This window comes from Endobacter medicaginis, from assembly GCF_014192375.1.
GTDB lineage: Bacteria > Pseudomonadota > Alphaproteobacteria > Acetobacterales > Acetobacteraceae > Endobacter > Endobacter medicaginis.
The window spans coordinates 64,793-87,177 of record NZ_JACHXV010000010.1; the positions used below are offsets into that span (position 1 = coordinate 64,793).

The window sequence follows — 22,385 nt, forward strand, 5'->3', positions numbered from 1 at the left end:
ATGCGCCAGCGAGGCGGTGAGCGAGGCGGCCCACAAGGGCCGGCGGCGCCGCATCCACGACCTGGCCGAACCATGGCCGCCGGAAAGGACTGCGGATGCGCTGCGTGAGGATCTGGACGAACGAGGCGGGTGACAGCTCCTTCGAGGAAGGACATCTCGCCCTGCCCGGCGGCCATGACGGCGATGCGATCGGACGGACCTTTCCCGCCAGTTCGATCTCGTTTCGCGAGACCCGCCCGGACCAGGCCCTCGAATGGCACGACGCGCCGACCCATCAGCTCGTCCTCACCCTCGGCGGCACGCTGGTGTTCACCACCCGCGACGGATCGAGCTTCGTGATCCGGCCCGGCGATGTGCTGCTGGCCGAGGACACCACCGGCAGCGGCCATGTCTGGAAGCTGATCGGCGACGACCCGTGGCGACGCGCCTACGTGATCCTGCCCGAAGGGGCCGAAGCCGGCTTCACCGCCACACGCTGACGCAACGCCAGCACACACCAAGACAGAGGAGGCAACCCGACATGGCCACGAGCGCCGCGCCGGATACCGTCGACATCGCGCTGGTCGGCGCGGGAATCATGAGCGCGACAGCGGCGACGCTGCTCAAGGCGCTCGATCCGTCACTGCGCATCGCCATCTTCGAGCGGCTCGATGACTGCGCGCTCGAAAGCTCGCAGGGCTGGAACAATGCCGGCACCGGGCACGCGGCGAACTGCGAGATGAACTATACGCCCGAGGCCGCGGACGGCTCGATCGACATCTCGAAGGCGCTCGAGGTCAATGTCGAGTTCGACCTGTCGCGGCAGCTCTGGGCCTATCTCGTGCAGAGCGGCGCGATCGCCGATCCGGCGGCTTTCATCCGTGCCTGCCCGCACATGAGCTTCGTCGTCGGCGATGCCGATGTCGATTTCCTGCGCCGGCGCTTCGCCGCCATGTCCGCGCATCACTGCTACCAGGGCATGCAGTATACAGAGGACCCCGCCGAGATCGCGCAATGGGCACCGATCGTGATGCAGGGGCGACCGGCCGATCACCCGGTGGCGGCGACCCGGATGATCACCGGCGCGGATGTCGATTACGGCACGCTGACCCACCTGATGATCGGCCATCTCACCGCGCAGCCGGATTGCTCTGTGCATTATCTGCATGAGGTGCGCGATCTCGAGCGCGTCGATGGCGGCTGGCAGCTGCACAGTACCGCGCGTGGCAGCGGCGACAGCGTCGTCACCCTCGCGCGTTTCGTGTTCCTCGGTGCCGGCGGACGCGCGCTCAGCCTTGCCCAGGCGTCCGGCATCCCGGAGGCGCACGGCTATGGGGGCTTCCCGGTCAGCGGCGTGTGGCTGCGGTGCGACAACCCGGAGGTGGCAAGGCGCCATCATGTGAAGGTCTACGGCAAGGCCGCCCATGGCTCGCCGCCGATGTCGGTGCCCCATCTCGACATGCGCGTCGTCGATGGCCAGCACTCGGTGCTGTTTGGTCCCTATGCCGGATTTTCGACCAAGTTCCTCAAGGAAGGCTCCTATCTCGACCTGTTCCGATCGATCCGGCTGGGCAATCTCGGCCCACTCCTCGACGTCGCCGCGCACAGCTTCAGGCTCGAGGAATATCTGGTCGGACAGGTCGTGCAGACGCCGCACGCGATGTTCGAGACCTTGCAGCACTTCTATCCCGATGCCCGGCGCGAGGACTGGTCGGAGGCGGTCGCCGGCCAGCGCGTGCAGATCATCGAGCCCGACGGTCATGGCGGCGGCACGCTCCAGTTCGGCACCAAGCTGCTGGCTGCGAAGGACAAGTCGATCGTCGCCCTGCTCGGCGCCTCGCCGGGCGCGTCCACGGCCGCCTTCATCGCGACCGAGCTGCTGCAATCGTGTTTCGCCGACCGGCTGACCGAGGACGCCTGGCTGCCGAAACTGCGCCAGATCATCCCGAGCTGGGGCATCGACCTGAAGACCGACGCTGAGGCCTGCCGCAGGACCCGCGCCGCCACCGCACCGGTCCTGGGGCTGCACACCGTCGGAGACGACGCATGAGCAGGCGGGCCGCGGACATCGTCACCGATGTCCTTCACGCCGCCGGGGTGAGGCGCATCTACGGTGTGGTCGGCGACAGCCTCAACGGCATCACCGAATCGCTGCGCGAGCGCGGCGACATCGACTGGATCCATGTCCGTCACGAGGAAACGGCCGCCTTCGCCGCCGGCGCCGAGGCGCAGCTCACCGGCAGTCTCGCCGTCTGCGCCGGTTCATGCGGGCCCGGCAACACGCATCTCATCAACGGGCTGTTCGACTGCCAGCGTACCCGCGTGCCTGTGCTCGCGATCGCCGCACAGATCCCGTCGGCCGAGATCGGACGCAACTACTTCCAGGAAACCAAGCCCGAAGACCTGTTCCGCGCCTGCAGCGATTTCTGCGAGCTGGTCTCCAATCCCGAGCAGCTGCCTGGCGTGCTGGAGACGGCGATCCGCAGCGCGATCGGCCGCCGCAGCGTCTCGGTGGTGGTGATCCCGGGCGATGTCGCCCTGCAGCCGGCCGAGGCTGCGATCTCGAAGCCGGCCGGGCTCGCACTCGCCGCACCGGTGGTGACACCCGATGCCCCGACGCTCGATGCGCTGGTCGCCCTTCTGGAGAAGGGCCAGAAGATCACCCTGTTCTGCGGACGCGGCTGCCAGGGCGCGCATGATGAGGTGGTCGCGCTGGCCGAGACCCTCCAGGCACCGGTCGTGCATGCGCTGGGTGGCAAGGAGCATGTCGAGTGGGACAATCCCTGCGATGTCGGCATGACCGGGCTGATCGGCTTCTCCTCCGGCTATTACGCGATGAAGGAGTGCGACACGCTGCTGATGCTGGGGACCGACTTTCCCTACCGGCAGTTCTTTCCCGAGGGTGCGACGATCATCCAGGTCGACATCCGTCCGGAGAGCATCGGCCGGCGCGCGCCGATCAGCCTCGGCGTGCTCGGCGATGTCCGCGCGACGATCACCGCCCTGCTGCCGCGTCTGGAACGCCGCTCGAACGGCGAGCACCTCAAGACCAGCCTGGCGCACTACGCCCGCGCGCGCGAAGGGCTCGACGATCTCGCCACCGGCACACCCGGCAAGCCGCCGATCCACCCGCAATACCTCACCCGCCTGCTCAGCGAGCGGGCGGCCGACGACGCGGTGTTCACCTTCGACGTCGGCACGGTGACGGTCTGGGCCGCGCGCTACCTCGAGATGAACGGACGCCGGCGGATGCTCGGCAGCCTCGCGCACGGCTCGATGGCCAATGCCCTGCCGCAGGCGATCGGCGCGCAGGCGGCCTTTCCGGGCCGGCAGGTGATCAGCCTGTCGGGCGATGGAGGATTCTCGATGCTGATGGGCGATTTCCTCACCCTGGCCCAGCAGAAGCTGCCGGTGAAGGTGGTGGTCTATAACAACGGCTCACTCGGTTTCGTCGCGCTTGAGATGAAGGGCGGCGGCTTTCTGGAGTTCGGCACCGATCTCGAAAATCCCGATTTCGCCGCCCTGGCGTCGTCGATGGGCATCCATGCCCGGCGGGTCGAGGACCCCGGTATGCTCGAGGCGGCGGTGGACGAAATCCTCGCCCATCCCGGTCCCGCCCTGCTGGATGTGGTCACCAACAAGCAGGAACTGGCGATGCCGCCAAAGCTGACCGCGACCGAAATCAAGGGGTTCGGCCTGTGGACGATGCGCGCCGTGCTCAACGGTCGTGGCGACGAGGTGATCGACCTCGTCCGGCACGGCAACATCCTCAAATCCCTGTTCTGAGCCGGAGCCGACGCCCATGCCGCTCGTCCGCATCGACACATTCGACGCCATCCACGACGCCACCGCGCGCGGCACGTTCGGCGAGGTGGTCTACGACGCCCTGCGCGCGATCGGGGTGCCGGAAGGCGACCGCTTCCAGATCCTGGCGGGCCATGCGTCGGGGGCGGTGGTCTACGGAAGCAACTATCTCGGCATCGAGCGGACCGACGGGTTCGTCGCGATCCAGATCACGCTCAATGCCGGCCGCACGCTGGCGCAGAAGCGCTCGCTGTTCGCCGCCATCGCCGACGGACTTGCCCGGCTCGGGGTGCGACGCGAGGACGTCTTCGTCAACCTCGTCGAGACGGCGAAGGAGAACTGGTCGTTCGGCAATGGCGAGGCCCAGTATGCCGAGGCCGGCTGACCCCACCGCCGCAGGAAAGGACCACATCGATGGCTGACCACACGCACCCGGTCATGCAGGACATCGCGATCGGACTTGGCGATGGCGGCGGCTCGCGTCGCGAGTTCGATAGCATGGGCGATGTCGAGGTGCCCGCCGATCGCTACTGGGGGGCGCAGACGCAGCGTTCCCTGCAGCATTTCTCGATCGGCCACGACCGCATGCCCAAGGAGGTCTATCACGCCTACGGAATCGTCAAGAAAGCGGCGGCGATGGTCAACGCTGAGGAGGGGCGGCTGCCGCAATGGAAGGCGGATGCCATCATCCGCGCCGCCGACGAGGCGATCGCCGGCAAGCTCGATGCGGAGTTTCCGCTCTATGTCTGGCAGACCGGCTCGGGCACGCAGTCGAACATGAACGTCAACGAGGTGCTCTCGAACCGGGCGATCCAGTTGCTCGGCGGCACGCTCGGCTCGCAGCAGCCGATCGGCCCCAATGACGACGTCAACATGGGGCAGTCGTCGAACGACAGTTTCCCGACCGCGATGCACATCGCGACACTGACGCTGATCGACGACCGGCTGCTGCCGGAGCTCGGCCGGCTGGCCGGCGTGATCGAGACCAAGGCGGCGGCGTGGATGGAGGTGGTCAAGGTCGGGCGCACCCATCTCGAGGACGCGACGCCGCTTTCGGTCGGTCAGGAGTGGTCGGGCTGGGCGGCGCAGCTGCGCGACTGCATCCGCGAGATCGAGCACAGCCGAAGCGGTCTGTTCGAACTTGCCCTCGGCGGTACCGCGGTCGGCACCGGATTGAACGCGCCACGCGGGTTCTCGACGAAGGTGGCCGCACAGATCGCCGATCTGACCAACAAGCCGTTCGTGACCGCGCCCAACAAGTTCGCAGCCCAGGGCTCGCTGGATGCGATGGTCCGCGCCTCGGCCGCCCTGCGCGGTGCCGCGGTGGCACTGATGAAGATCGCCAACGACATGCGCTGGCTGGCCTCCGGCCCACGCTGCGGCTTCGGAGAGCTGAAACTGCCGGCCAACGAACCCGGCTCGTCGATCATGCCCGGCAAGGTCAACCCGACCCAGTGCGAGGCGATGGTGATGATTGCCATCCAGGTGATCGGCGACGACACCGCAGTGGCGTTCGCCGGCAGCCAGGGCAATTTCGAGCTCAATGCGATGCGCCCGATCATCATCAACAATGTGCTGCATTCGGCGACCATCCTCGCCGATGGCTGCGAGAAGTTCCGCACCTACTCGGTCGAGGGCACCGAGCTCAACGAGAAACGGATCGGCGAGCTGCTGGAGAACACGCTGATGCTGGTCACCGCGCTGTCGCCGGTGATCGGCTACCAGAATGCCGCCCATATCGCCGAGGACGCCGAGGCGAACGGCACCACCCTGCGCGAGGCGGCGCTGAAATCCGGCAAGGTGACGGAGGCGGAGTTCGACCGCATCATCGTGCCGAAGGAGATGATCGGAGACGGCGTCGCCGGCGCCTAGAACGCGCAGACGGAGCTGCCGCATGACACCCTTCAGCGCGCGCGGAAGCGCTCCACCGCCGCGATCAGCGCGCTGCGGATGCCTGGCTCCAGAGCCGAGTGCCCGGCGGCCGGGATCACGTTCAGCCGCGCCGCCGGCCACGCGGCGGCGAGCTCGAACGCGCTGACCGGCGGGCAGATCATGTCATAGCGGCCCTGGATGATCTCGCCCGGCAGGTGCGCGATACGGTCCATCCCGCCCAGCAGCCCGGCCTCGGGCAGGAATAGGTCGTGGGCGAAGTAATGCGCCTCGATCCTGGCCAGACCCAGCGCGGCGCGGTCATAGGCGAAGCTCGCCACCCCCTCGGGGGCCGGCAACAGCGTGCTGCATGACCCCTCATAGGTCGACCAGGCGCGCGCCGCCGGGCCATGGACGTTCGGGTCGGGATCGGTCAGCCGGCGCAGGTAGCTGCCCAGCAGGTCGTCGCGCTCCGCCTCGGGCAGGTGCGAGACGAAGGTATCGTGCGCGTCGGGAAAGAACTGCGCCAGCCCGTGCAGGAACCACGCCACCTCGCTGCGCCGGCCCAGGAACACGCCGCGCAGCACGAGGCCAAGCACCCGGTCGGGACAGGCCTGCGCATAGGCCAGGGCCAGGGTCGAGCCCCATGAGCCGCCGAACAGCAGCCAGTCGGTGATGCCGAGATGGCGGCGCAAAATCTCGATGTCGTCGATCAGCGTCGCGGTGGTGTTGGCGGCAAGCTCGCCCAGCGGGCGCGAGCGGCCCGCCCCGCGCTGGTCGAAGATCACCACCCGCCAGAAACCGGGATCGAAGAAGCGCCGGTGCACGGTGCCCGCCCCTGCGCCGGGCCCGCCATGCAGGAACAGCACCGCCGGGCCGGCCGGATGGCCGACCTGCTCCCAGTAGATCACATGCCCGTCGCCGACCCGCAGATATCCGGTCTCGTAGGGGGCGATATGGGGATAGAGATCACCGCGCGGCATGCCAGCATCGAAGCATTTTTCGCCAGCCCTGTCCCGGGCTAGAAGCACCGCATGCCGACGACGACACAGCGCCTCGCCCCCCTCACCCGCCTCTGGCTGGCCGCCGCCGGCCTGTTCGGCGCGAGCGGGATGGTCATCGCCGCCCTGCTTGCCCATCGCGCCGCGGGCGTCGCCCCGACCGGGCTCGCTCTGGCGCACACCGCCCTGGAGATCCAGATCTGGCACGCGCTGGCTTTGCTCGGCATCGCTGCCCTGTGCGAACGGCGTCACAGCCGCGTCCTGAGCCTCGCCGGCACCGGATTCGTGCTGGGCACGCTCGCTTTCAGCGGCGCGGTCTACGCCGCCGCCCTCGGCGCACCCCCCGGCTGGCCGATCGCGCCGGTGGGCGGCACGCTGCTGATCCTCTCCTGGGCGGCGCTCGTCGCTGCCGCGGCCGCGGGCTGAGGCAGCAGACAATGACGATCCGCAGCGCCTATCTCGCCGACGAGGCGCTGGACGTGCCGCTCGCCGAGGACCTCGCCCGGCGCGGGGTGACGATCGAGCGCTGGCATCATGGCCTCGCCCTGTCCACGCAGCCACCGGTGGAGACGCCATGGGCGCTCGACATCTGGACCGATCCACGCACGATCGCGATCGGTTCGATCGGCGAGGCGGCCCGTGCCCTGCGCGCGATCCAGCGCAACTGGGCGCACCAGCCGGGCGAGCTGCATCGCCGCAGCGCGCTGATCGCCGCCGCATTGCCGCCGGTCAAGGCCGCGGCACTGCGCTTTCCACAGGCCGCACCCACGGCGCCGCTCGGCGCGTGGACGCTGCTCGAGCCGGGGCTGCTGCTGGCCAGCCCGACCAGGACCAGCCCGTTCGCGGCAGGGGTATGCCGCTTCGAGGAGGATCGCACCGGGCCGCCGTCGCGCGCCTATCTCAAGCTGTGGGAAGCGCTGGCCCGGCTCGGATACTGGCCGCTTCCGGGGGAACGCTGTGTCGATCTTGGCGCCTCGCCCGGCGGGTGGAGCTGGGCGCTGGCGACCCTGGGTGCGGAGGTGATTTCGGTCGATCGCGCACCGCTCGATCCGGCAGTGGCGTCGCTGCCCAACGTGACAGTGCGCCAGGAGAGCGCGTTCGGCATCGAGCCCTTCGCCACCGACTGGCTGTTTTCCGACATCATCGCCTATCCGCAGCGCCTGCACGGGCTGCTGTCGCGCTGGATCGACAGCGCGCTGGCACCGCGCATCGTCTGCACGATCAAGTACCAGGGCAGCACAGACCATGCCGCGACCGACGCGCTCGCCGCCCTGCCGGGCGCGCGGCTGCTGCACCTGTCGCATAACCGCCATGAACTGACATTCTTTCGGGACACGACCGGCGGTCCGGCGCGTTGAGGTCGCTCAACCGCAGGAAAGAGGCCCCCAATGACGCAGATTCCGCATGACACGCTGGTCGTCGTCGCCGATGGCGGACAGGCGGTGCTGTATCGCAACACCGCACGCGATTCCGAATCGCCGCAACTGCGCGAGGAACGCCGTCTCAAGCCCGGCCAGTTCAGCGGCCAGGGGCCGTCCGGCTCGCGGCCCGAGGATCAGTCGGTCAAGCAGACCGCGCACGCGACCTTCATCAAGGAGCTCGCCCAGACGATCGAGCAGATGGTGGCACAGAAGAAGGCCGAACATCTGGTGGTGATCGCCGACCCGACCTCGCTGGGCGAATTCCGCGACGCGGCCCACAAGAGCGTTCAGGCGGCGACGATCAGGACCCTGTCGAAGGACCTGACCCACGAGAGCCCGGCCCAGATCGCCAAGGCGCTCGAGAAGGCGTGAGGCCTCAGCGCGACGCGCCGACCAGCCGGGCGATGCCCCGGTCGCGTCGGCGCGCCGCCCAGTGTCCGACCCGATCGAGGAACAGATAGACGGCCGGCGTCGAATACAACGTCAGTGCCTGGCTGACGACGAGACCGCCGATCACGGCGATGCCGAGCGGCCGGCGGATTTCCGAGCCGTAGCCATGGCCTGCCACCAGCGGGATGGCACCGAAGGCCGCGGCCAGCGTGGTCATGATGATCGGGCGGAAACGCAGCACGCAGGCGCGATGCACGGCGTCGATCGGCGACAGTCCCTCCTCGCGCTCCGCCTGGATGGCGAAGTCGATCACCAGGATGGCGTTCTTCTTGACGATGCCGATCAGCAGCACGATCGCCAGCAGCGCCATGATCGAGAATTTCTGCCCCGTGACCAGCAGGGCCAGCACCGCGCCCGCACCCGCCGAGGGCAGGGTGGAGAGAATGGTGATCGGGTGGACGAAGCTCTCGTAGAGGATGCCGAGGGTGACGTAGATCAGCGCGAGCGCGCCGATCAGCACGAAAACCTCGTTCAAGGCCGATTTCTGGCTCTCGGCGGCGTCCCCCGCCAGCGCGCCGTGCAAAGAGGACGGGGCATGGATCGCCACCAGTTCCTGATTGATCGCGGCGGTGGCGGCGGCCAGCGAGCCACCCTTGGGCAGGTTGAACGACAGTGTGGCGGCGGCGAACCCGTTGTCGTGCGAAACGGTGAGGGCTGCCAGCGAAGGCTCGACGCGGGCCACCACATCGAGCGGCACGCGGCTCTCCACCGATGCGGAGATCGCCTGCCCGGTGGAGGCGCCCCTGCCGCCGGCGAGCGCGTTGGTCTGGGCGTTCTTCTGCGCACGCTGGTCGACGGTGCTGGAGGCCGACGAGGCGGTGGCGATGGTGTTGGAGGTGGCACTGCCCGAAGGGCTGCCGCCGGAAATCGTCACCCAGGTGTGGTCGAGCAGGGAAGCGTTGTCGCTGTAGCGGGGGGCGGCTTCCATCACCACCGCATACTGGCCGAGCGGCTCGTGCATCTGCGTGACTTGACGCTGGCCGACATAGTCGAACAGCGTGTTGGCGATCATCTGCGGCGTCACACCGTAGCGCGCCGCCGCCTCGCGGATGATGCGGATCGACGCCTGCTGCGAGCCGCGGTCGTGATCGGAGCTGACATCCGACAGCTCGGGCCGGCGGCGCAGCGCCTCCACCAGACGCGGCATCCAGATGTCGAGATCGGCGGCATTGTCGCTGTGCAGCGTGTACTGGTTGGTAGCGTCCGAGGAGCGCCCGCCATTGCCGAAGATCGAACCCGACGAGACGTGGAACTCCGCCCCCACCATGTCGCGCAGCGAGCGGTTGAGGCGCTCGCCGATCTCGCTGGCCGAGGCGGTACGGTCCGCCTTGTCCTTGAGCTTGATGAACGAGGTCGCCGTATTGCCGGGACTGCCGTTGTCGCCGCCACCGATGAAGCCAACGAGGGATTCGACATCGGGATCGGCAAGCACCGCCGTCTGCGCCTGAAGCAGCTTGGCGTTCATGTTGGAAAACGAGATCGACGGCTCACCGCGCAGGATACCGCGCAGCGTGCCGGTGTCCGAGCTCGGCATCATCTCCTTGGGGATCACCACCACCATCGCGATGGTGGCGATGAAGGCAAACGGCACCGAGGCGAGCAGCAGCCGGCGGTGGCGCAGGGCGCGCACCAGCGAACGCTCGTAGCCACGCGTGATCGCCGCCACCCCGCGCTCGAAGATGCGGCCGAAGCCACGCGTGGGATGCGCCTCCGCGTCATGGGCGGCAATCGTCAGGATGCGTGAGCACAGCATCGGCGCGAGCGTGAGCGAGACCACCAGCGAGAGACTCACCGCCATCACCATGGTGCCGGAGAATTCCTTCAGCAGCATGCCGGCGATGCCGGGCATCAGCAGCAGCGGCAGGAACACCGCCACCAGGGAGACGGTGATGGAGATCACGGTGAAGGCGACCTCGCCGGCACCGCGCAGGGCGGCCTCGCGACGCGAATACCCCATCTCCATGAAGCGCGCGACGTTCTCCAGCACCACGATCGCGTCGTCGACGACGAAACCGACCGCGATGGTCAGCGCCATCAGCGACAGCGTGTTGAGCGAATAGCCGGCCAGTTCCATCGCACCGAAGGTGGCGACGATGGAGATCGCGATCGCGGCCGCCGGGATGATCACCGCCTGCCAGCTCCGCAAAAAGGCCAGCACCACCAGCACGACCAGCACCACCGACAGCAGCAGCGTCATTGCCGTCTCGTGCAGCGACGAGCGGATCATCACCGAGCGGTCGAGCGAGACATCCATGTGCACGTCCGGCGGCAGGGCGGCCACGATCTGCGGCAGGATGGCGCGGATGGTGTCGTTGACGCGAATGACATTGGCCGAGGTCTGCGGGTTGACCACCACCGCGACCGAGCGATGACCGTTGAAATAGGACACCGTCTTGCGGTCTTCGCCGGCGTCGGTGAGGGTGGCGACATCTGACAGATGGATCGGCGCGCCGTTGCGCCAGCCGATGATCAGGCCGCGGAAATCGGCGGCCTTGCGGGCACGGTCGTTGGTCTCCAGCATCAGTCGATCGGGGCCCTGATCGATGAAGCCCTTCGGCGACTGCGCATTGGCGTTCGACAGCGCGGCACGCACGTCCTCGGGGCCAAGGCCGAGCTGGAACAGCGCGAGCGGATCGAGCTCGACACGCACCGCCGGCTTCGAGCTGCCGAAGATCTGCACCTGACCGACGCCCTTGATGTTCGACAGCCGCCGCTGCATCAGGTTGTTGGCCAAGTCGTAGAGCTCGAACTCGTTGCGGGTCGGCGAGGTCAGGCTGAGGATGTAGATCGGAAACGTGGCCGGGTTGATCTTGAAATAGGTCGGCGCGCCGACGATCGAGGTCGGCAGGTCGAGGCGCGCGTCCTGCAACGCCGCTTCCACATCGCGCGCCGCCGCATCGACGTTTCGCGAACTGTCGAACTGCACCACGATCTGCGCGCCGCTCTGGGTGGAATCGGAAGTGATCTGGTCGACCCCGGCGATCTGGCCGAGATGGCGCTCGATCGGGGCGGCGACGTTGGCCGCGACCTCGCTCGGCGTGCCGCCTGGCTGCTGTACCGCGACCAGGATCACCGGCAGGTCGAGCGCGGGCAGGTCGGAGGCCGGCAGGCGCGTGAAGGCCAGTACGCCGCCGAGCAGCAGCCCGATGGCCAGCAGCAGCGTCGCGACCGGGCGCGCGATGAAGGGGGCGGTGGGGTTCACCCGGGCATCGTGCCCGGGCGGCGGTCGTTGTCAATGGAAAGGTTGTTTGTTCTTTCTTGAAAGAAAGCACCAAAGAACTTTTACAAGTATAAACGATGGGTCCTGCGGCCATATTCTTTCAGATCACCACAATCGGATGAAAGTCTTTTTGCTTATTTTTCTTCAGAAAAAGAAGATGTCTGCGGCATTGTAGGCCTCGCCCAATCTGGCTAGCCTTTCGCAATGACCAAGACGCTGCATTTCGAGACCATCCGCGACCGGCTGGACGGCGAGACCCCGCAGACGGATGCGCTGGCAGCCGCCTATGTTGAGTTCGACCACCGGCTCGACACACTCGGCGCGGCGGGCGTGCGCGACGTGCTGGCGGACTGGGACGTGCTGCGCCGGCGACTGGAGAGCTGGTCGGCGATGGTGCATCTGCGCTTCGTCCAAGACACCACCGATGCGCAGGCCAAGGCGCGGCGTGAATATGCCGACCGTCTGGCGCCCGTGATCACCGGCCACGACGTCGCCCTCAAGCGTCGGCTGCTCGAGCGCCATGAGGATCAGCTCGATCCGCACGTCGCCGCTCTCTGGCGCACCGACATCACCACCTTCAACCCGGCGATCGCCGCCGATCTGGAGGAGGAATCGCGCCTTGTCGCGCGCCACACCGAGATCCTCGCCTCGGCGCGCCTGCACATCGGCGGCCGCGAGGTCAATCTCGCGGGCCTCGCGCCCTTTGCCGAGAATCTCGACCGCGAGCTGCGCCACGAGGCCGAGCGGCAGCGCTGGGATTTCTTCGCCAGCCACGGCGACGAACTGGATTCGATCTATGACCGGCTGGTGAGGCTGCGCCACGAGATGGCCCGCAAGCTGGGCTTCGCCGACTACACCGAGCTCGGCTACCGGCGCATGCGCCGCGTCGACTACGCGCCCGGCGACGTCGCCCGCTTCCGCGAGCAGGTGCGCCAGCATGTGGTGCCGCTGGTGTCGGCACTGATGGAGCAGCGTCGCTCGGAGAATGGCTGGCCGAGCCTGCACGCCTGGGACGAGAGCCTGATCGATCCGCGCGGCAACCCCACCCCCGATGGCGATCACGACACGCTGGTCGAGCGGGCTCGCACGATGTTCGACCGGCTCGACCCAGGGATGGGCGCGTTCTACGCCACCATGGTCGATGGCGGGTTCCTCGACCTGCGCAACCGGCCGGGCAAGGCGGGCGGCGGGTTCTGCACCGGATTTCCGACCGACGGAGTGCCGTTCATCTTCGCCAATTTCAACGGCACCCATCACGACATCAACGTCTTCACCCATGAGATGGGCCACGCCTTCCAGAACTGGGAGAGCCGCTTCCTGCCGGGGATCGACGTGCTGTGGCCGACCATGGAGGCGGCCGAGATCAACTCGATGGGGCTGGAATTCCTGACCTACCCGCAGATCGGGCTGCTGGTCGGCGAGGACAATGCGGCGCGGTTCCGGCGCATGCACCTGATCGGTTCGCTGACCTTCCTGCCCTATGGCGTCTGCGTCGATCACTTCCAGCACGAGGTCTATGCCAACCCGACGATGAGCCCGGCCGAGCGCCACGCGCTGTGGCATCGGCTGGAGCGCACCTATATGCCGTGGCGGGACTGGGGCGACCTCGGCTACCCGGCGATGGGCGGCCGCTGGCAGGCGCAGCACCACATCTACGGCCACCCGTTCTACTATATCGACTACGCGCTCGCACTGTGCTGCGCGATGCAGTACTGGCTGTGGGACCGGCGCGACCACGCAGCCGCCATGGCCTCCTATGTCGGGCTGGCCGCCCTGGGCGGCAGCCGGCCGTTCACCGAGCTGGTCCGCCACGCACAGCTCGCCTCGCCATTCGGTGAACGCGCCCTGGTCGAGGTGGTCGACGAGGCGGCGCGCACCCTCGAACTCGCCCCCCACGCCTGAATCCGCCGCCTGAACCTGCCCACCACCAGGAGACCGCTTCGACCATGGTGACCAAACAACGTACACCGGCCCTGCTGGTCCTTACCGGCATCGTCATCGCCCTGATGGGGCTGGCGCTGGTCATCGGTGGCGCGCTGCTGGGCCGGCTCGGCGGCAGCCTCGCCTACCTGGGCCTGGGTCTCGGACTGCTGGTCACCGCCGGGCTGCTGCTGGCGCGCCGGCGGGCGGCGCTGTGGCTGTATGCGGCGATCGTGCTGGCCACCACCGCGTGGGCGGTCTGGGAGATCGGTCTGAACTGGTGGGCGCTCGTGCCGCGCGGCGATGTCATCTTCCCGATCGGCCTGTGGCTGCTGCTGCCCGTCGTGCGCCGCGGTCTCGCACCGTCCGTGCCGGCGCGGCGGACGCGCATCGACGGCGGGGCGCTGGCGCTGGGCGCTTCGCTGGCGGTGGCCGGGGTCGTGGCGATCGCCGCCCTCATCCACACGCCCGACGATCTCGCCGGCGACCTGCCCGGGATCGCCCGGGCCGCCACTCAGCTCGCGGATGCCGACGGGGCGAAGACCGACCTGCAGGGTGCCGCCTCGGCGCAGCCGGACGGTGACTGGTGGGCCTATGGCCGCACCGGCTACGGGCTGCGCTACTCGCCGCTGCGCCAGCTCACGCCGGCCAATGTGGGCGCGCTCACGGTCGCGTGGACTTTCCGCACCGGCGATCGGCAGACGGCACAGGATTCCGGCGAGACGACGTTCGAGGTCACGCCGCTCAAGGTGCGCGACACGGTGTATCTGTGCTCGCAGCACCAGATCCTGTTCGCGCTCGATGCCGCGAGCGGTGCATTGAAATGGAAATTCGACCCCGAGGTCAGGGACAACCCGACCTTCCAGCACCTGACCTGCCGCGGCGTGTCGTATCACGAAAGCAGCGCCGACGCGGCCGCGCTCTGCGCGCGCCGCATCTATCTGCCGACCAACGATGCGCGGCTGTTCGCGCTCGATGCCGCCACCGGCGCGCGCTGCGAGGGCTTCGGCGACAACGGTGTGGTCGATCTTAATGCCGGCATGCCGGTCAAGACCTCGGGCTTCTACGAGCCGACCTCGCCGCCGGCGGTGAGCGCGCATGTGATCGTCGTCAACGGTGCAGTGATCGACAACTACTCGACCGACGAACCCTCGGGCGTGGTGCGCGGCTATGACACCGACACCGGCAAGCTGCTCTGGGCCTGGGATTCAGGTGCTGAGGACGAGAACGCGCTGCCGACCGACTCGCGCGACTACACCAAGAACTCGCCCAATTCCTGGATCACCGCCTCGATCGATGAAAAACTCGGTCTGGTCTACCTGCCGATGGGCGTGCAGACGCCCGACATCTGGGGCGGCCACCGCGACAAGCTGGCCGAGCGCTATGCGAGCGCCATCGTCGCGCTGGACATCAATACCGGCCACCGTGTGTGGTCGTACCAGACCGTGCATCACGATCTGTGGGACATGGACGTGCCATCGCAGCCCAGCCTGGTGGACGTGCCGACCGCCTCCGGCACCATCCCGGCGATCTATGTGCCGACCAAGACCGGCAACCTGTTCGTGCTGGACCGACGCGACGGCAAGCTGATCGTGCCCGCGCCCGAGCAGACGGTGCCGCAGGGGGCGGCCCCCGGCGACTGGACCTCGCCGACGCAGCCGTTTTCCGATCTGACGGTACGGCCGTCGGCGCTGCTGACCGGGGCCGACATGTGGGGGGCGACGATCTTCGACCAGCTCGTCTGCCGCATCCAGTTCCATCAGCTCGACTATCGCGGGACCTTCACCCCGCCGTCGGAGCGCGGCACGCTGGTGTTCCCGGGCAATCTGGGCATGTTCGAATGGGGCGGCATCGCGGTCGATCCGGTGCGCCAGATCGCGATCGCCAACCCGATCGCGCTGCCCTTCGTCTCGAAGCTGATCCCGCGCGGACCCAACAATCCGGCCGCCCCGAACGCCGCGCATCCCTCGGGCAGCGAGATCGGCGTGCAGCCGATGTACGGCACGCCCTATGGCGTCGATCTGCACGCCTTCCTGTCGCCGATCGGCCTGCCCTGCAAGCGGCCGCCCTGGGGCTACATGGCCGGGATCGACCTGAAGACCAACAAGGTGATCTGGATGCACAAGAACGGCACCATCCGCGACAGCTCGCCGCTGCCGCTGTCGTTCAGGATGGGCGTGCCGTCGCTCGGCGGCCCGCTGGTCACCGCGGGTGGAGTGGCGTTCCTCACCGGCACCCAGGACGACTACATCCGTGCCTATGACGTGACCAGCGGTGCGCAGATCTGGTCCGACCGCCTGCCGGCCGGGGGGCAGTCCACGCCGATGAGCTACGAGGCCGACGGCCGCCAGTTCATCCTGACCGCCGATGGCGGCCACGGCTCTTTTGGCACCAAACAGGGTGACTACGTCATCGCCTACGCCCTGCCGAAGGCTCCGTAACCGGGCCCATCGTCAGCCCTGGACGAGGGCGGTCCATTGCAGGGCCAGCGCATCGACCAGCACGGAGGGCTCCACGGTGAATCCACCGGCATCCGGCGTGCCGTAGCAGGCAGCGTAGCGATGCGCGCAGCAGGCGGCGAGGTCCCAGAAGAAGGGGTCGGGCTCGTCCTCGGCAGCAAGATAGACCAGCGCGGTGCCGGGACGGCAGAACACGGTCCCGGCGAGGGCCGACTGCATCGGACCCACCACCAGCTCGGCACTGCCGAAAAGATCGGCGCGCTCCTTGAAGGAACGCAGCGAGAGATCGACGATGCTGAAACCCTCGCCGCGCAGATAGGCGACCAGCGCCTCCTGGTTGGCGGCATTCGGCAGGCCGGGAGCGGTGCTGTCGAAGGCATAGAACTTGCGTGGCACCGGCGGCGGCAGCGTGCCCGTGGTCGCCGCCACGACATCGCGCAGGTGGCGCAGCGCATGCGGCGACTTGAGGAAGGGCGGCTGCGAGACCGGAGAGATCACCACCAGTCGCTCGACACCATAACAGCGCGCCGGATCGAGGAAGGTCAGCCGATAGGGGCGCTCACCCATGATCGCGGCGATCGCCCCCTGACGCTGGAAGTCGGAGGCCGGCGTCCCGCGTTCGAGCAGGATGTCGATCCGCCGGGAACCGCGCCGTGGAACCGTCACCGCCGCCAGCCGGGCGAGATGATCGGTCAGCCAGACGCGCTCCTCGACGCTCTCGCCATCCCCGAGCCACAGCACGATTCCGTCCGGAGGCACGGGCAGGAACTCGTCCGCGACGGCCGGCACATGGCCGTGGTGCCCCTCGCCGCCAGGAAATCCCGTCACCGCCCGTCGCGCGGCCTGGGCATCGGTTTCGTACAGGGTCGCGGTCCTGTCGCCGGCCACGGTGGCGACCATTCCGCCGCTGATGCGCGCATTCACCAGCTCGGCCAGCATGACCGCCGGCGCCGTGACATACTGACGGTTGATGGAGTCACAGCCACCGGTAATCGCGGCGGCGAAGGCTTCGCTGTCGCAGGCGAAGGCGAAGGCCGGACGGTGATAGCAGGCCGGCGGGAACAGCTCCACGGCGTGTTCGAGGCCGACGCTGCTGCGCGGACCATCGGCGATCAGGGCTTCGAGCGTCTCGGTGCGGCCGGGGAAACCGCCGTCTCGATAGATCTCGAAGCCGGCAAACGAGATGTGCATCGCCCTCAATCCGATCGCGCAGAGACCGCTTCACTGTCCACGCAACGCGGGCCGGCCGTCAATCGGCGATCGCGGCGATGCAGCTTCCGTCGGTCCTGGAAGACGCGACACGGTCCGACCTCGACGGCCAGACCGACACCGCCCGGTCGGACATGAGGGCCGTGACGCCAAGTGGCGCGCCTGCGGGGGCAGCGGGGCGGAACAACTCCGTCGCGACAAAGACACGGTTGCGCCGCAGGCCGCCGAGGGGAGCGAGAATGTCGTGGGCGACCAGCGCCGCCACCGCGGCATTGGCGGTCTGGAAGGACACGCCGAGCCACCGGCCTGCCCCACCGGCGGTGATGACGGGCCGGTCCACCAGCAGATCGACCAGGCGGCGCGCATTCGCATCCGAACGCAGCGCGATCAGGCGCCGCAGCCAGTCTTCGCGGCACCGTGCGATATCGAGCGCGAGGCGGTGCGCGCGCTGGGCGGCCAGGGCGATGGCGTCGAAATAGGGCTGGAAGCCGGAAGCCGACCGGCGGTCCGGGATCGGCGCCACCACGACCGGGACGAATCCCTCGCAGGCGGCGAGCAGCCCCGGCAGCAGGCGGGCCAGGACCGGGCTGCCGAATTCGAACGGCGCGAGCTCCGCGAAACCGGCCCCTAACTGCGCCATGCGCAGCAGCAGCGGCGCATGGCTGTCGGGGCCGGCCAGGCCCGACAGCAGTGCCTCGATGGAGGGCTCCATGGGGCCGCCCGCCATCGCGGGACGAAACATGCCCCCCCGGCCGGGTACCGCAAGCCCGTGACAGAGGGCCGCATGCATCTCGCGCAACAGCGGCACGGCAAGGGCCGCGTGCCCCTGCGACGTGACCGCAGAAAGCCCGATCTCGGCGGCATGTATGGTATTGGCGAGCAGATGCACGGCGGCAGGCGGCCTGTCGCCCGGGCCGAGCGCCTCGCAGACCAGCAGGTCGCGCAGGCTGGGCGACAGCCCCGCCGGGGCGGCAGGCATGGCCATCGGAAGGCCCGGGTCGGCGGCGCAGAGCAGCAGGTCTCGCAGCAGCAGCGGCGACAGCACTCCCGGCTCGCGCCCCGGGCCGTCCTGCCCGGCGAGGCCGTCTTGCAATCCGCCGAGGGCACCAAGGCGCAGGGCGGCGCGTTCGAGGCCGACCACGTCCGCCCCCGGCAGGTCGGCACCTGCCCGATCCCGCTCCACATCCATCAACCGATCTCCCGAAAGCTGGTCGTCTCGGTGCGAGGATGCGCCCGCAAGGTTAGCGAAGCGTTACCACAGGCCGAGATGTCGCCGCCAACCGGGTCGGACCCGGTTGCCGTCAGACGCGGCGGGGCTATGATGGGCGACGCGGCTGCAGATGGTGGATCCGCTATCCGGCCCGACGGCCGGGACCGGCGGTCGCGCGAAAGGATACGGAGAATTCATGGCCGAGCAGCAAACTGCCCCTGCCGCCGGAGACTCGGTGGCGGGAGCGGCTGGGGCGGGGTCGGCGCCACGCATGATCCTCAATGCCCAGTATCTCAAGGCAAGCTCGTTCGAGATTCCCGGCGCACCGATCTTCTTCGCGCAGCGCCGCACGCAGCCGCTGGTCGAGATCAGCTTCGACGTCCGGGTGATGCGCCTCAGCCCCGACCAGCCGCATTTCGAGGTCTCGGTCGTCATCGTCGCGACCGCGACCTCGAGCGTCGTGAATGCGGCCGATCAGCCCGTCGAGGGGCCGACGCCGGCCTACAACTGCAATATCGCCTATGCCGGGATCGTTTCGCTGGCGGATGTACCCGCCGATGTCGTCGATGCGCTGCTGTTCGTCGAGGCACCACGGCTGTTGTTCCCGGCGGCGCGCAACCAGATCGCCGACATCACCCGCGACGCGGGCATGACGCCGCTGCTCCTGCAACCGTTCGATTTTTCCGCCCTGTTCGAGCAAAAGCGGACCCAGGGCGCCTGATCCGCCATCAGTCGTAGACGCAAGGGCCTGACTGACGTCATTGTAATCCCATGATCGGGCAGTGCTGCACGCCGCGCGCCCGTCGCCGCAGGAGTTCGACATGTCAGAGACTGCCTTCTCCGCACCGCAAGCCGATCTCCAGTCCGCGCAGCCGGACACCCCTGTATGGTCGCGGTTCGACGCGGAGTGGTATCTGTCCAGCTACCCCGAAGTGGTCGAGGCCATGGCGGAACTCGGCATCGGCGATGTCGAGACCTACTATCGCGAGCACGGCGCGAAGTTGCTGCATTCACCGAACCGGTATTTCGACGAGAAATACTACATGGGCATGAACCGCGACGTGGCGGATGCCGTCGCCAACGGTCTCGTTCCATCCGGCTTCGTCCATTACTGCAATGACGGATATCGTGAATCGATCCGGCCGCCGCACTGGCTGTTCGACGAGCGTTACTACCTGAAATACAATCGCGACCTCAACCAGCGCGTGATCGCGCAAAGTGGCGCCAAGAACGGCTACGACCATTACCTGCGTATCGGCGATGCCGAGCACCGCAACGGGCACTGGTTCTTCGATGGCGCCGTCTATCTGCTCAATTCGACCCAGTCGCTGCTGCGGCCTGATCGGGGTGGTGCGTTCATGCAGTATCTGCATGACGACACCGAGACCGGCGCCAATGCCCGCGTCTCGTGGTATTTCGACCCGGACTGGTATCAGCAGACCTATCCCGAAGTACGCGAGCTGGTGGCAAGCGGCGCGTATCTGTCGCCGCTGCACCATTACCTGTGCAACCCGACGCCGCAGGCCTATCTGCCCTGCGCCTGGTTCAGCGAGGAATATTACGCGGCAACCTATCCCGACGTGCAGGTTGCGGTGGATAACGGGGTGTTCCGCAACAACTACGAACACTTCATCCGCCACGGCGCCGCCGAGCGCCGCGCGCCCGCCCAGGGCATCGATCTGCTAAAATATTATCTCGGTGGCTCGGTGCGCATCGATCTCGAGGGCGGCGCCTTCCGCGACGCGTTCGCCCACTGGATCGCCCGGCGCCCGCCCGGCGGGCATGGCAGCGACAAGGTGGCGGTGCCGGACGAAAAGCAGACCAAGCACCTGTTCGCGGTCGCCGCCGACAACCTGCTGCCGCAGCTCGCCCACACCACGCTCGACTTCACCCTGCGCGGTCCGGCTGAAATCAGCGTCATCGTTGTGCTGTTCAACAAGTTTCCGCTGACGATGCTGGCGCTTGCCTCGTTGCGCTCCAACTACCCGGGCAATATCGAGCTGATCATCGTCGACAACAAATCCTATGACGACACGCGCCATCTCGAACGCTACGTCCGCGGCGCGCATATCATCCACAACCGCTACAACGCCGGCTTCGTCGAGGCGTGCAACCGCGCCCTCGACTTCGTCACCGGCCCGGCAGTGCTGTATCTCAACAACGACCTCCAGATCGGGCTGAACGCGGTGGCGCTGTCGTTGCGGCGGCTGTTCAGCGAACCCAATATCGGCGCCGTCGGCACCAAGCTGATCCGCACCAATGGCATGCTCCAGGAAGGCGGCAGCATCATCTGGCGCGACGGCTCGACCTTCGGCTATCTGCGCGATGCCGACCCCAACATTCCGGAAGCCAATTTCGTCCGCGACGTGGATTTCTGCTCCGGCGCCTTCCTGCTGGTGCGCACCGAGCTGGTGCGTCAGCTCGGCGGCTTCGATGTCGACTACAAGCCGGCCTATTACGAGGAGGCCGACATGTGCGTCCGCCTGCGCAAGGCGGGGTATCGGATCGTCTACGACCCGGCCCTGGTGGTGCAGCATTTCGAATACGGCTCGGCCAGCTCCGCCGCCTCGACGCGGCTGATGCTGCGCAACCACGGCATCTTCCAGCGCAAGCATCGCGACTGGCTGCGTTACCAGCACCCGCCGCGGGCGCGCAACGCGCTGTTCGCCCGCACCGCGCGCAATGGCCAGAAGCGCATCCTGCTGATCGAGGACCGGGTGCCGCTGCGTCATCTCGGCGCGGGCTATGTGCGCTCCAACGACATCGTGCGCACCATGGCTTCGCTCGGCCATCTGGTGACGGTGTTCCCGATCTACAAATCGCCCACCACCTTCATCAACATCTACCGCGACTTCCCCGACACGGTGGAGGTGATCTACGACCGCGATCAGGATGACCTGCCGGACTTCATCGAGAGCCGCGCCGGTTATTACGACGTCGTCTGGGTCGGCCGGACGCATAACCTCGAGCGGCTGCTCGGCGTGCTGTCGGACAACTCGACCGCGCTGCCCGCGCATGGCTTCGTCCTCGACACCGAGGCGATCGCCGCACCGCGCAGCGCCGAGCGCGATCGCGTGCTCGGCATCGCCTCGAAGGAGCCGATGGAGACCGCACTGCGTCGCGAACTCGACTGCGCCTATTTCTGCCAGAAGATCATCGCGGTGAACGAGCGCGACGCCACCCTGATCCGCCGCGTCGGGTTCGACAACGTCGCCGTGCTGGGCCACATGAAGGAACCGCAGGCGACGTTCAGCCCGTTCAGCGCGCGCCGCGACATGTTGTTTCTGGGCGCGCTGCACGATCCGGGCTCGCCCAACCATGACAGCCTCGAATGGTTCGTCGAGCACGTACTGCCGCTGGTCGACGGCCGGCTGCCACCGGATGTGCGCTTCAACGTCGCCGGCTTCATCAACCCCAGCGTGGACCTGTCACCGCTGACCGCCAATCCGCGCGTCAACCTGATCGGCCCTGTCGACGATCTCGAGGCGCTGTATGACGCACACCGGATCTTCGTCGCCCCCACGCGGTTCGCCGGCGGCATTCCGTTCAAGGTACACGAGGCGTCGTCGTACGGCCTGCCGATCGTCGCCACACAGCTTCTGTGCAGCCAGGTCGGCTGGTCGGACCGGGTGGAAATCATGTCCGGCGGCACCGACAACCCGGCCCAGTTCGCCGACCGTATCGTCGAGCTCTACACCGATCGCGAGCGCTGGATCTCGGTGCGCCATAATGCATTGGTACGCCTCGAGCGCGAGAACAGCCGTGCCGAATACCGCCACGCGCTCGGTGCGATCATCAACGATGTAATTTCCCACGTCGCTCTCGACGTCCCCGCCAACTGAA

The 22,385-nt window shown here is 67.8% G+C and carries 16 protein-coding genes; 12 read left to right on the plus strand and 4 right to left on the minus strand.

Annotated features, from left to right (window positions below):
* Positions 1-95 precede the first annotated feature (95 nt).
* Genes FHR90_RS12645 through fumC form a run of 5 tightly spaced genes read left to right on the plus strand, consistent with a single transcriptional unit; the run spans position 96 to position 5,655 of the window.
* Entirely contained in the window at positions 96-479 is a 384-nt protein-coding gene (locus FHR90_RS12645; RefSeq protein ID WP_176622221.1) for a cupin domain-containing protein, read from the plus strand.
* A gap of 41 nt (positions 480-520) precedes the next feature.
* Positions 521-2,029 (plus strand): malate dehydrogenase (quinone), encoded by a 1,509-nt coding sequence (gene mqo, locus FHR90_RS12650; protein ID WP_176622219.1) that lies wholly within the window; start codon positions 521-523, stop codon positions 2,027-2,029.
* Positions 2,026-3,765: a ubiquinone-dependent pyruvate dehydrogenase gene (gene poxB / locus FHR90_RS12655; RefSeq protein WP_176622217.1), complete on the plus strand. Its 1,740-nt coding sequence runs from the start codon at positions 2,026-2,028 to the stop codon at positions 3,763-3,765. Before mqo ends, poxB begins: the two co-directional genes overlap by 4 nt.
* A 16-nt stretch (positions 3,766-3,781) precedes the next feature.
* Entirely contained in the window at positions 3,782-4,168 is a 387-nt protein-coding gene (locus FHR90_RS12660) for a tautomerase family protein (protein WP_176622215.1), read from the plus strand.
* Between the two features lie 29 nt (positions 4,169-4,197).
* The gene (gene fumC / locus FHR90_RS12665; RefSeq protein WP_176622213.1) at positions 4,198-5,655 is read left to right on the plus strand and encodes a class II fumarate hydratase; all 1,458 of its coding nucleotides are present in this window, start codon (positions 4,198-4,200) and stop codon (positions 5,653-5,655) included.
* Between the two features lie 32 nt (positions 5,656-5,687).
* Here fumC and pip read toward each other — a convergent pair whose 3' ends face one another.
* On the minus strand, positions 5,688-6,635 hold the full coding sequence (gene pip, locus FHR90_RS12670) for a prolyl aminopeptidase (RefSeq protein ID WP_176622211.1): 948 nt from the start codon (positions 6,633-6,635) through the stop codon (positions 5,688-5,690).
* A 51-nt stretch (positions 6,636-6,686) separates the two neighbouring features.
* On the opposite strand from pip, the gene FHR90_RS12675 reads away from it, so the two are divergent.
* The 3 genes from FHR90_RS12675 to FHR90_RS12685 are packed head-to-tail and all read left to right on the plus strand — an operon-like array spanning position 6,687 to position 8,446.
* The gene (locus FHR90_RS12675) at positions 6,687-7,079 is read left to right on the plus strand and encodes a DUF423 domain-containing protein (RefSeq protein WP_176622209.1); all 393 of its coding nucleotides are present in this window, start codon (positions 6,687-6,689) and stop codon (positions 7,077-7,079) included.
* 11 nt (positions 7,080-7,090) lie between these two features.
* A complete protein-coding gene (locus tag FHR90_RS12680) occupies positions 7,091-8,011 on the plus strand; it encodes an SAM-dependent methyltransferase (protein ID WP_183275340.1) in 921 nt (306 codons plus the stop codon).
* A gap of 30 nt (positions 8,012-8,041) precedes the next feature.
* The gene (locus FHR90_RS12685; RefSeq protein WP_176623811.1) at positions 8,042-8,446 is read left to right on the plus strand and encodes a baeRF12 domain-containing protein; all 405 of its coding nucleotides are present in this window, start codon (positions 8,042-8,044) and stop codon (positions 8,444-8,446) included.
* A gap of 4 nt (positions 8,447-8,450) precedes the next feature.
* Here FHR90_RS12685 and FHR90_RS12690 read toward each other — a convergent pair whose 3' ends face one another.
* A complete protein-coding gene (locus FHR90_RS12690; protein ID WP_176623813.1) occupies positions 8,451-11,726 on the minus strand; it encodes an efflux RND transporter permease subunit in 3,276 nt (1,091 codons plus the stop codon).
* Positions 11,727-11,948: 222 nt separating this feature from the next.
* On the opposite strand from FHR90_RS12690, the gene FHR90_RS12695 reads away from it, so the two are divergent.
* Both FHR90_RS12695 and FHR90_RS12700 read left to right on the plus strand, forming a co-directional pair.
* Complete coding sequence (locus FHR90_RS12695; RefSeq protein WP_176623815.1) at positions 11,949-13,646, plus strand: M3 family oligoendopeptidase; 1,698 nt, start codon at positions 11,949-11,951, stop codon at positions 13,644-13,646.
* Positions 13,647-13,690: 44 nt separating this feature from the next.
* A complete protein-coding gene (locus tag FHR90_RS12700; protein ID WP_183275341.1) occupies positions 13,691-16,105 on the plus strand; it encodes a membrane-bound PQQ-dependent dehydrogenase, glucose/quinate/shikimate family in 2,415 nt (804 codons plus the stop codon).
* A 12-nt stretch (positions 16,106-16,117) separates the two neighbouring features.
* On the opposite strand, the gene FHR90_RS12705 is transcribed toward FHR90_RS12700, so the two are convergent.
* Together FHR90_RS12705 and FHR90_RS12710 are read right to left on the minus strand one after the other, a co-directional pair.
* Entirely contained in the window at positions 16,118-17,314 is a 1,197-nt protein-coding gene (locus FHR90_RS12705; RefSeq protein WP_176624835.1) for a glycosyltransferase family 61 protein, read from the minus strand.
* A gap of 58 nt (positions 17,315-17,372) precedes the next feature.
* Complete coding sequence (locus FHR90_RS12710) at positions 17,373-18,521, minus strand: Fic family protein (RefSeq protein ID WP_183275342.1); 1,149 nt, start codon at positions 18,519-18,521, stop codon at positions 17,373-17,375.
* 217 nt (positions 18,522-18,738) lie between these two features.
* Here FHR90_RS12710 and FHR90_RS12715 point away from each other — a divergent pair, with 217 nt between their 5' ends.
* Both FHR90_RS12715 and FHR90_RS12720 read left to right on the plus strand, forming a co-directional pair.
* Positions 18,739-19,263, plus strand: a complete 525-nt coding sequence (locus FHR90_RS12715; protein WP_176624395.1) for a protein-export chaperone SecB — start codon at positions 18,739-18,741, stop codon at positions 19,261-19,263.
* Positions 19,264-19,363: 100 nt separating this feature from the next.
* Entirely contained in the window at positions 19,364-22,384 is a 3,021-nt protein-coding gene (locus tag FHR90_RS12720; RefSeq protein WP_176624397.1) for a glycosyltransferase, read from the plus strand.
* Position 22,385 lies beyond the last annotated feature (1 nt).

What these genes read in the sequence shown, in the direction of transcription:
- FHR90_RS12715 (WP_176624395.1), top strand. Translation starts at nt 18,739, where the DNA reads ATGGCCGAGCAGCAAACTGCCCCTGCCGCCGGAGACTCGGTGGCGGGA.
- FHR90_RS12660 (WP_176622215.1), top strand. Translation starts at nt 3,782, where the DNA reads ATGCCGCTCGTCCGCATCGACACATTCGACGCCATCCACGACGCCACC.
- poxB (WP_176622217.1), top strand. Translation starts at nt 2,026, where the DNA reads ATGAGCAGGCGGGCCGCGGACATCGTCACCGATGTCCTTCACGCCGCC.
- fumC (WP_176622213.1), top strand. Translation starts at nt 4,198, where the DNA reads ATGGCTGACCACACGCACCCGGTCATGCAGGACATCGCGATCGGACTT.
- FHR90_RS12675 (WP_176622209.1), top strand. Translation starts at nt 6,687, where the DNA reads ATGCCGACGACGACACAGCGCCTCGCCCCCCTCACCCGCCTCTGGCTG.
- mqo (WP_176622219.1), top strand. Translation starts at nt 521, where the DNA reads ATGGCCACGAGCGCCGCGCCGGATACCGTCGACATCGCGCTGGTCGGC.
- FHR90_RS12695 (WP_176623815.1), top strand. Translation starts at nt 11,949, where the DNA reads ATGACCAAGACGCTGCATTTCGAGACCATCCGCGACCGGCTGGACGGC.
- FHR90_RS12700 (WP_183275341.1), top strand. Translation starts at nt 13,691, where the DNA reads ATGGTGACCAAACAACGTACACCGGCCCTGCTGGTCCTTACCGGCATC.
- FHR90_RS12685 (WP_176623811.1), top strand. Translation starts at nt 8,042, where the DNA reads ATGACGCAGATTCCGCATGACACGCTGGTCGTCGTCGCCGATGGCGGA.
- FHR90_RS12710 (WP_183275342.1), bottom strand. Translation starts at nt 18,521, where the DNA reads ATGGATGTGGAGCGGGATCGGGCAGGTGCCGACCTGCCGGGGGCGGAC.
- FHR90_RS12680 (WP_183275340.1), top strand. Translation starts at nt 7,091, where the DNA reads ATGACGATCCGCAGCGCCTATCTCGCCGACGAGGCGCTGGACGTGCCG.
- FHR90_RS12645 (WP_176622221.1), top strand. Translation starts at nt 96, where the DNA reads ATGCGCTGCGTGAGGATCTGGACGAACGAGGCGGGTGACAGCTCCTTC.
- pip (WP_176622211.1), bottom strand. Translation starts at nt 6,635, where the DNA reads ATGCCGCGCGGTGATCTCTATCCCCATATCGCCCCCTACGAGACCGGA.
- FHR90_RS12720 (WP_176624397.1), top strand. Translation starts at nt 19,364, where the DNA reads ATGTCAGAGACTGCCTTCTCCGCACCGCAAGCCGATCTCCAGTCCGCG.
- FHR90_RS12705 (WP_176624835.1), bottom strand. Translation starts at nt 17,314, where the DNA reads ATGCACATCTCGTTTGCCGGCTTCGAGATCTATCGAGACGGCGGTTTC.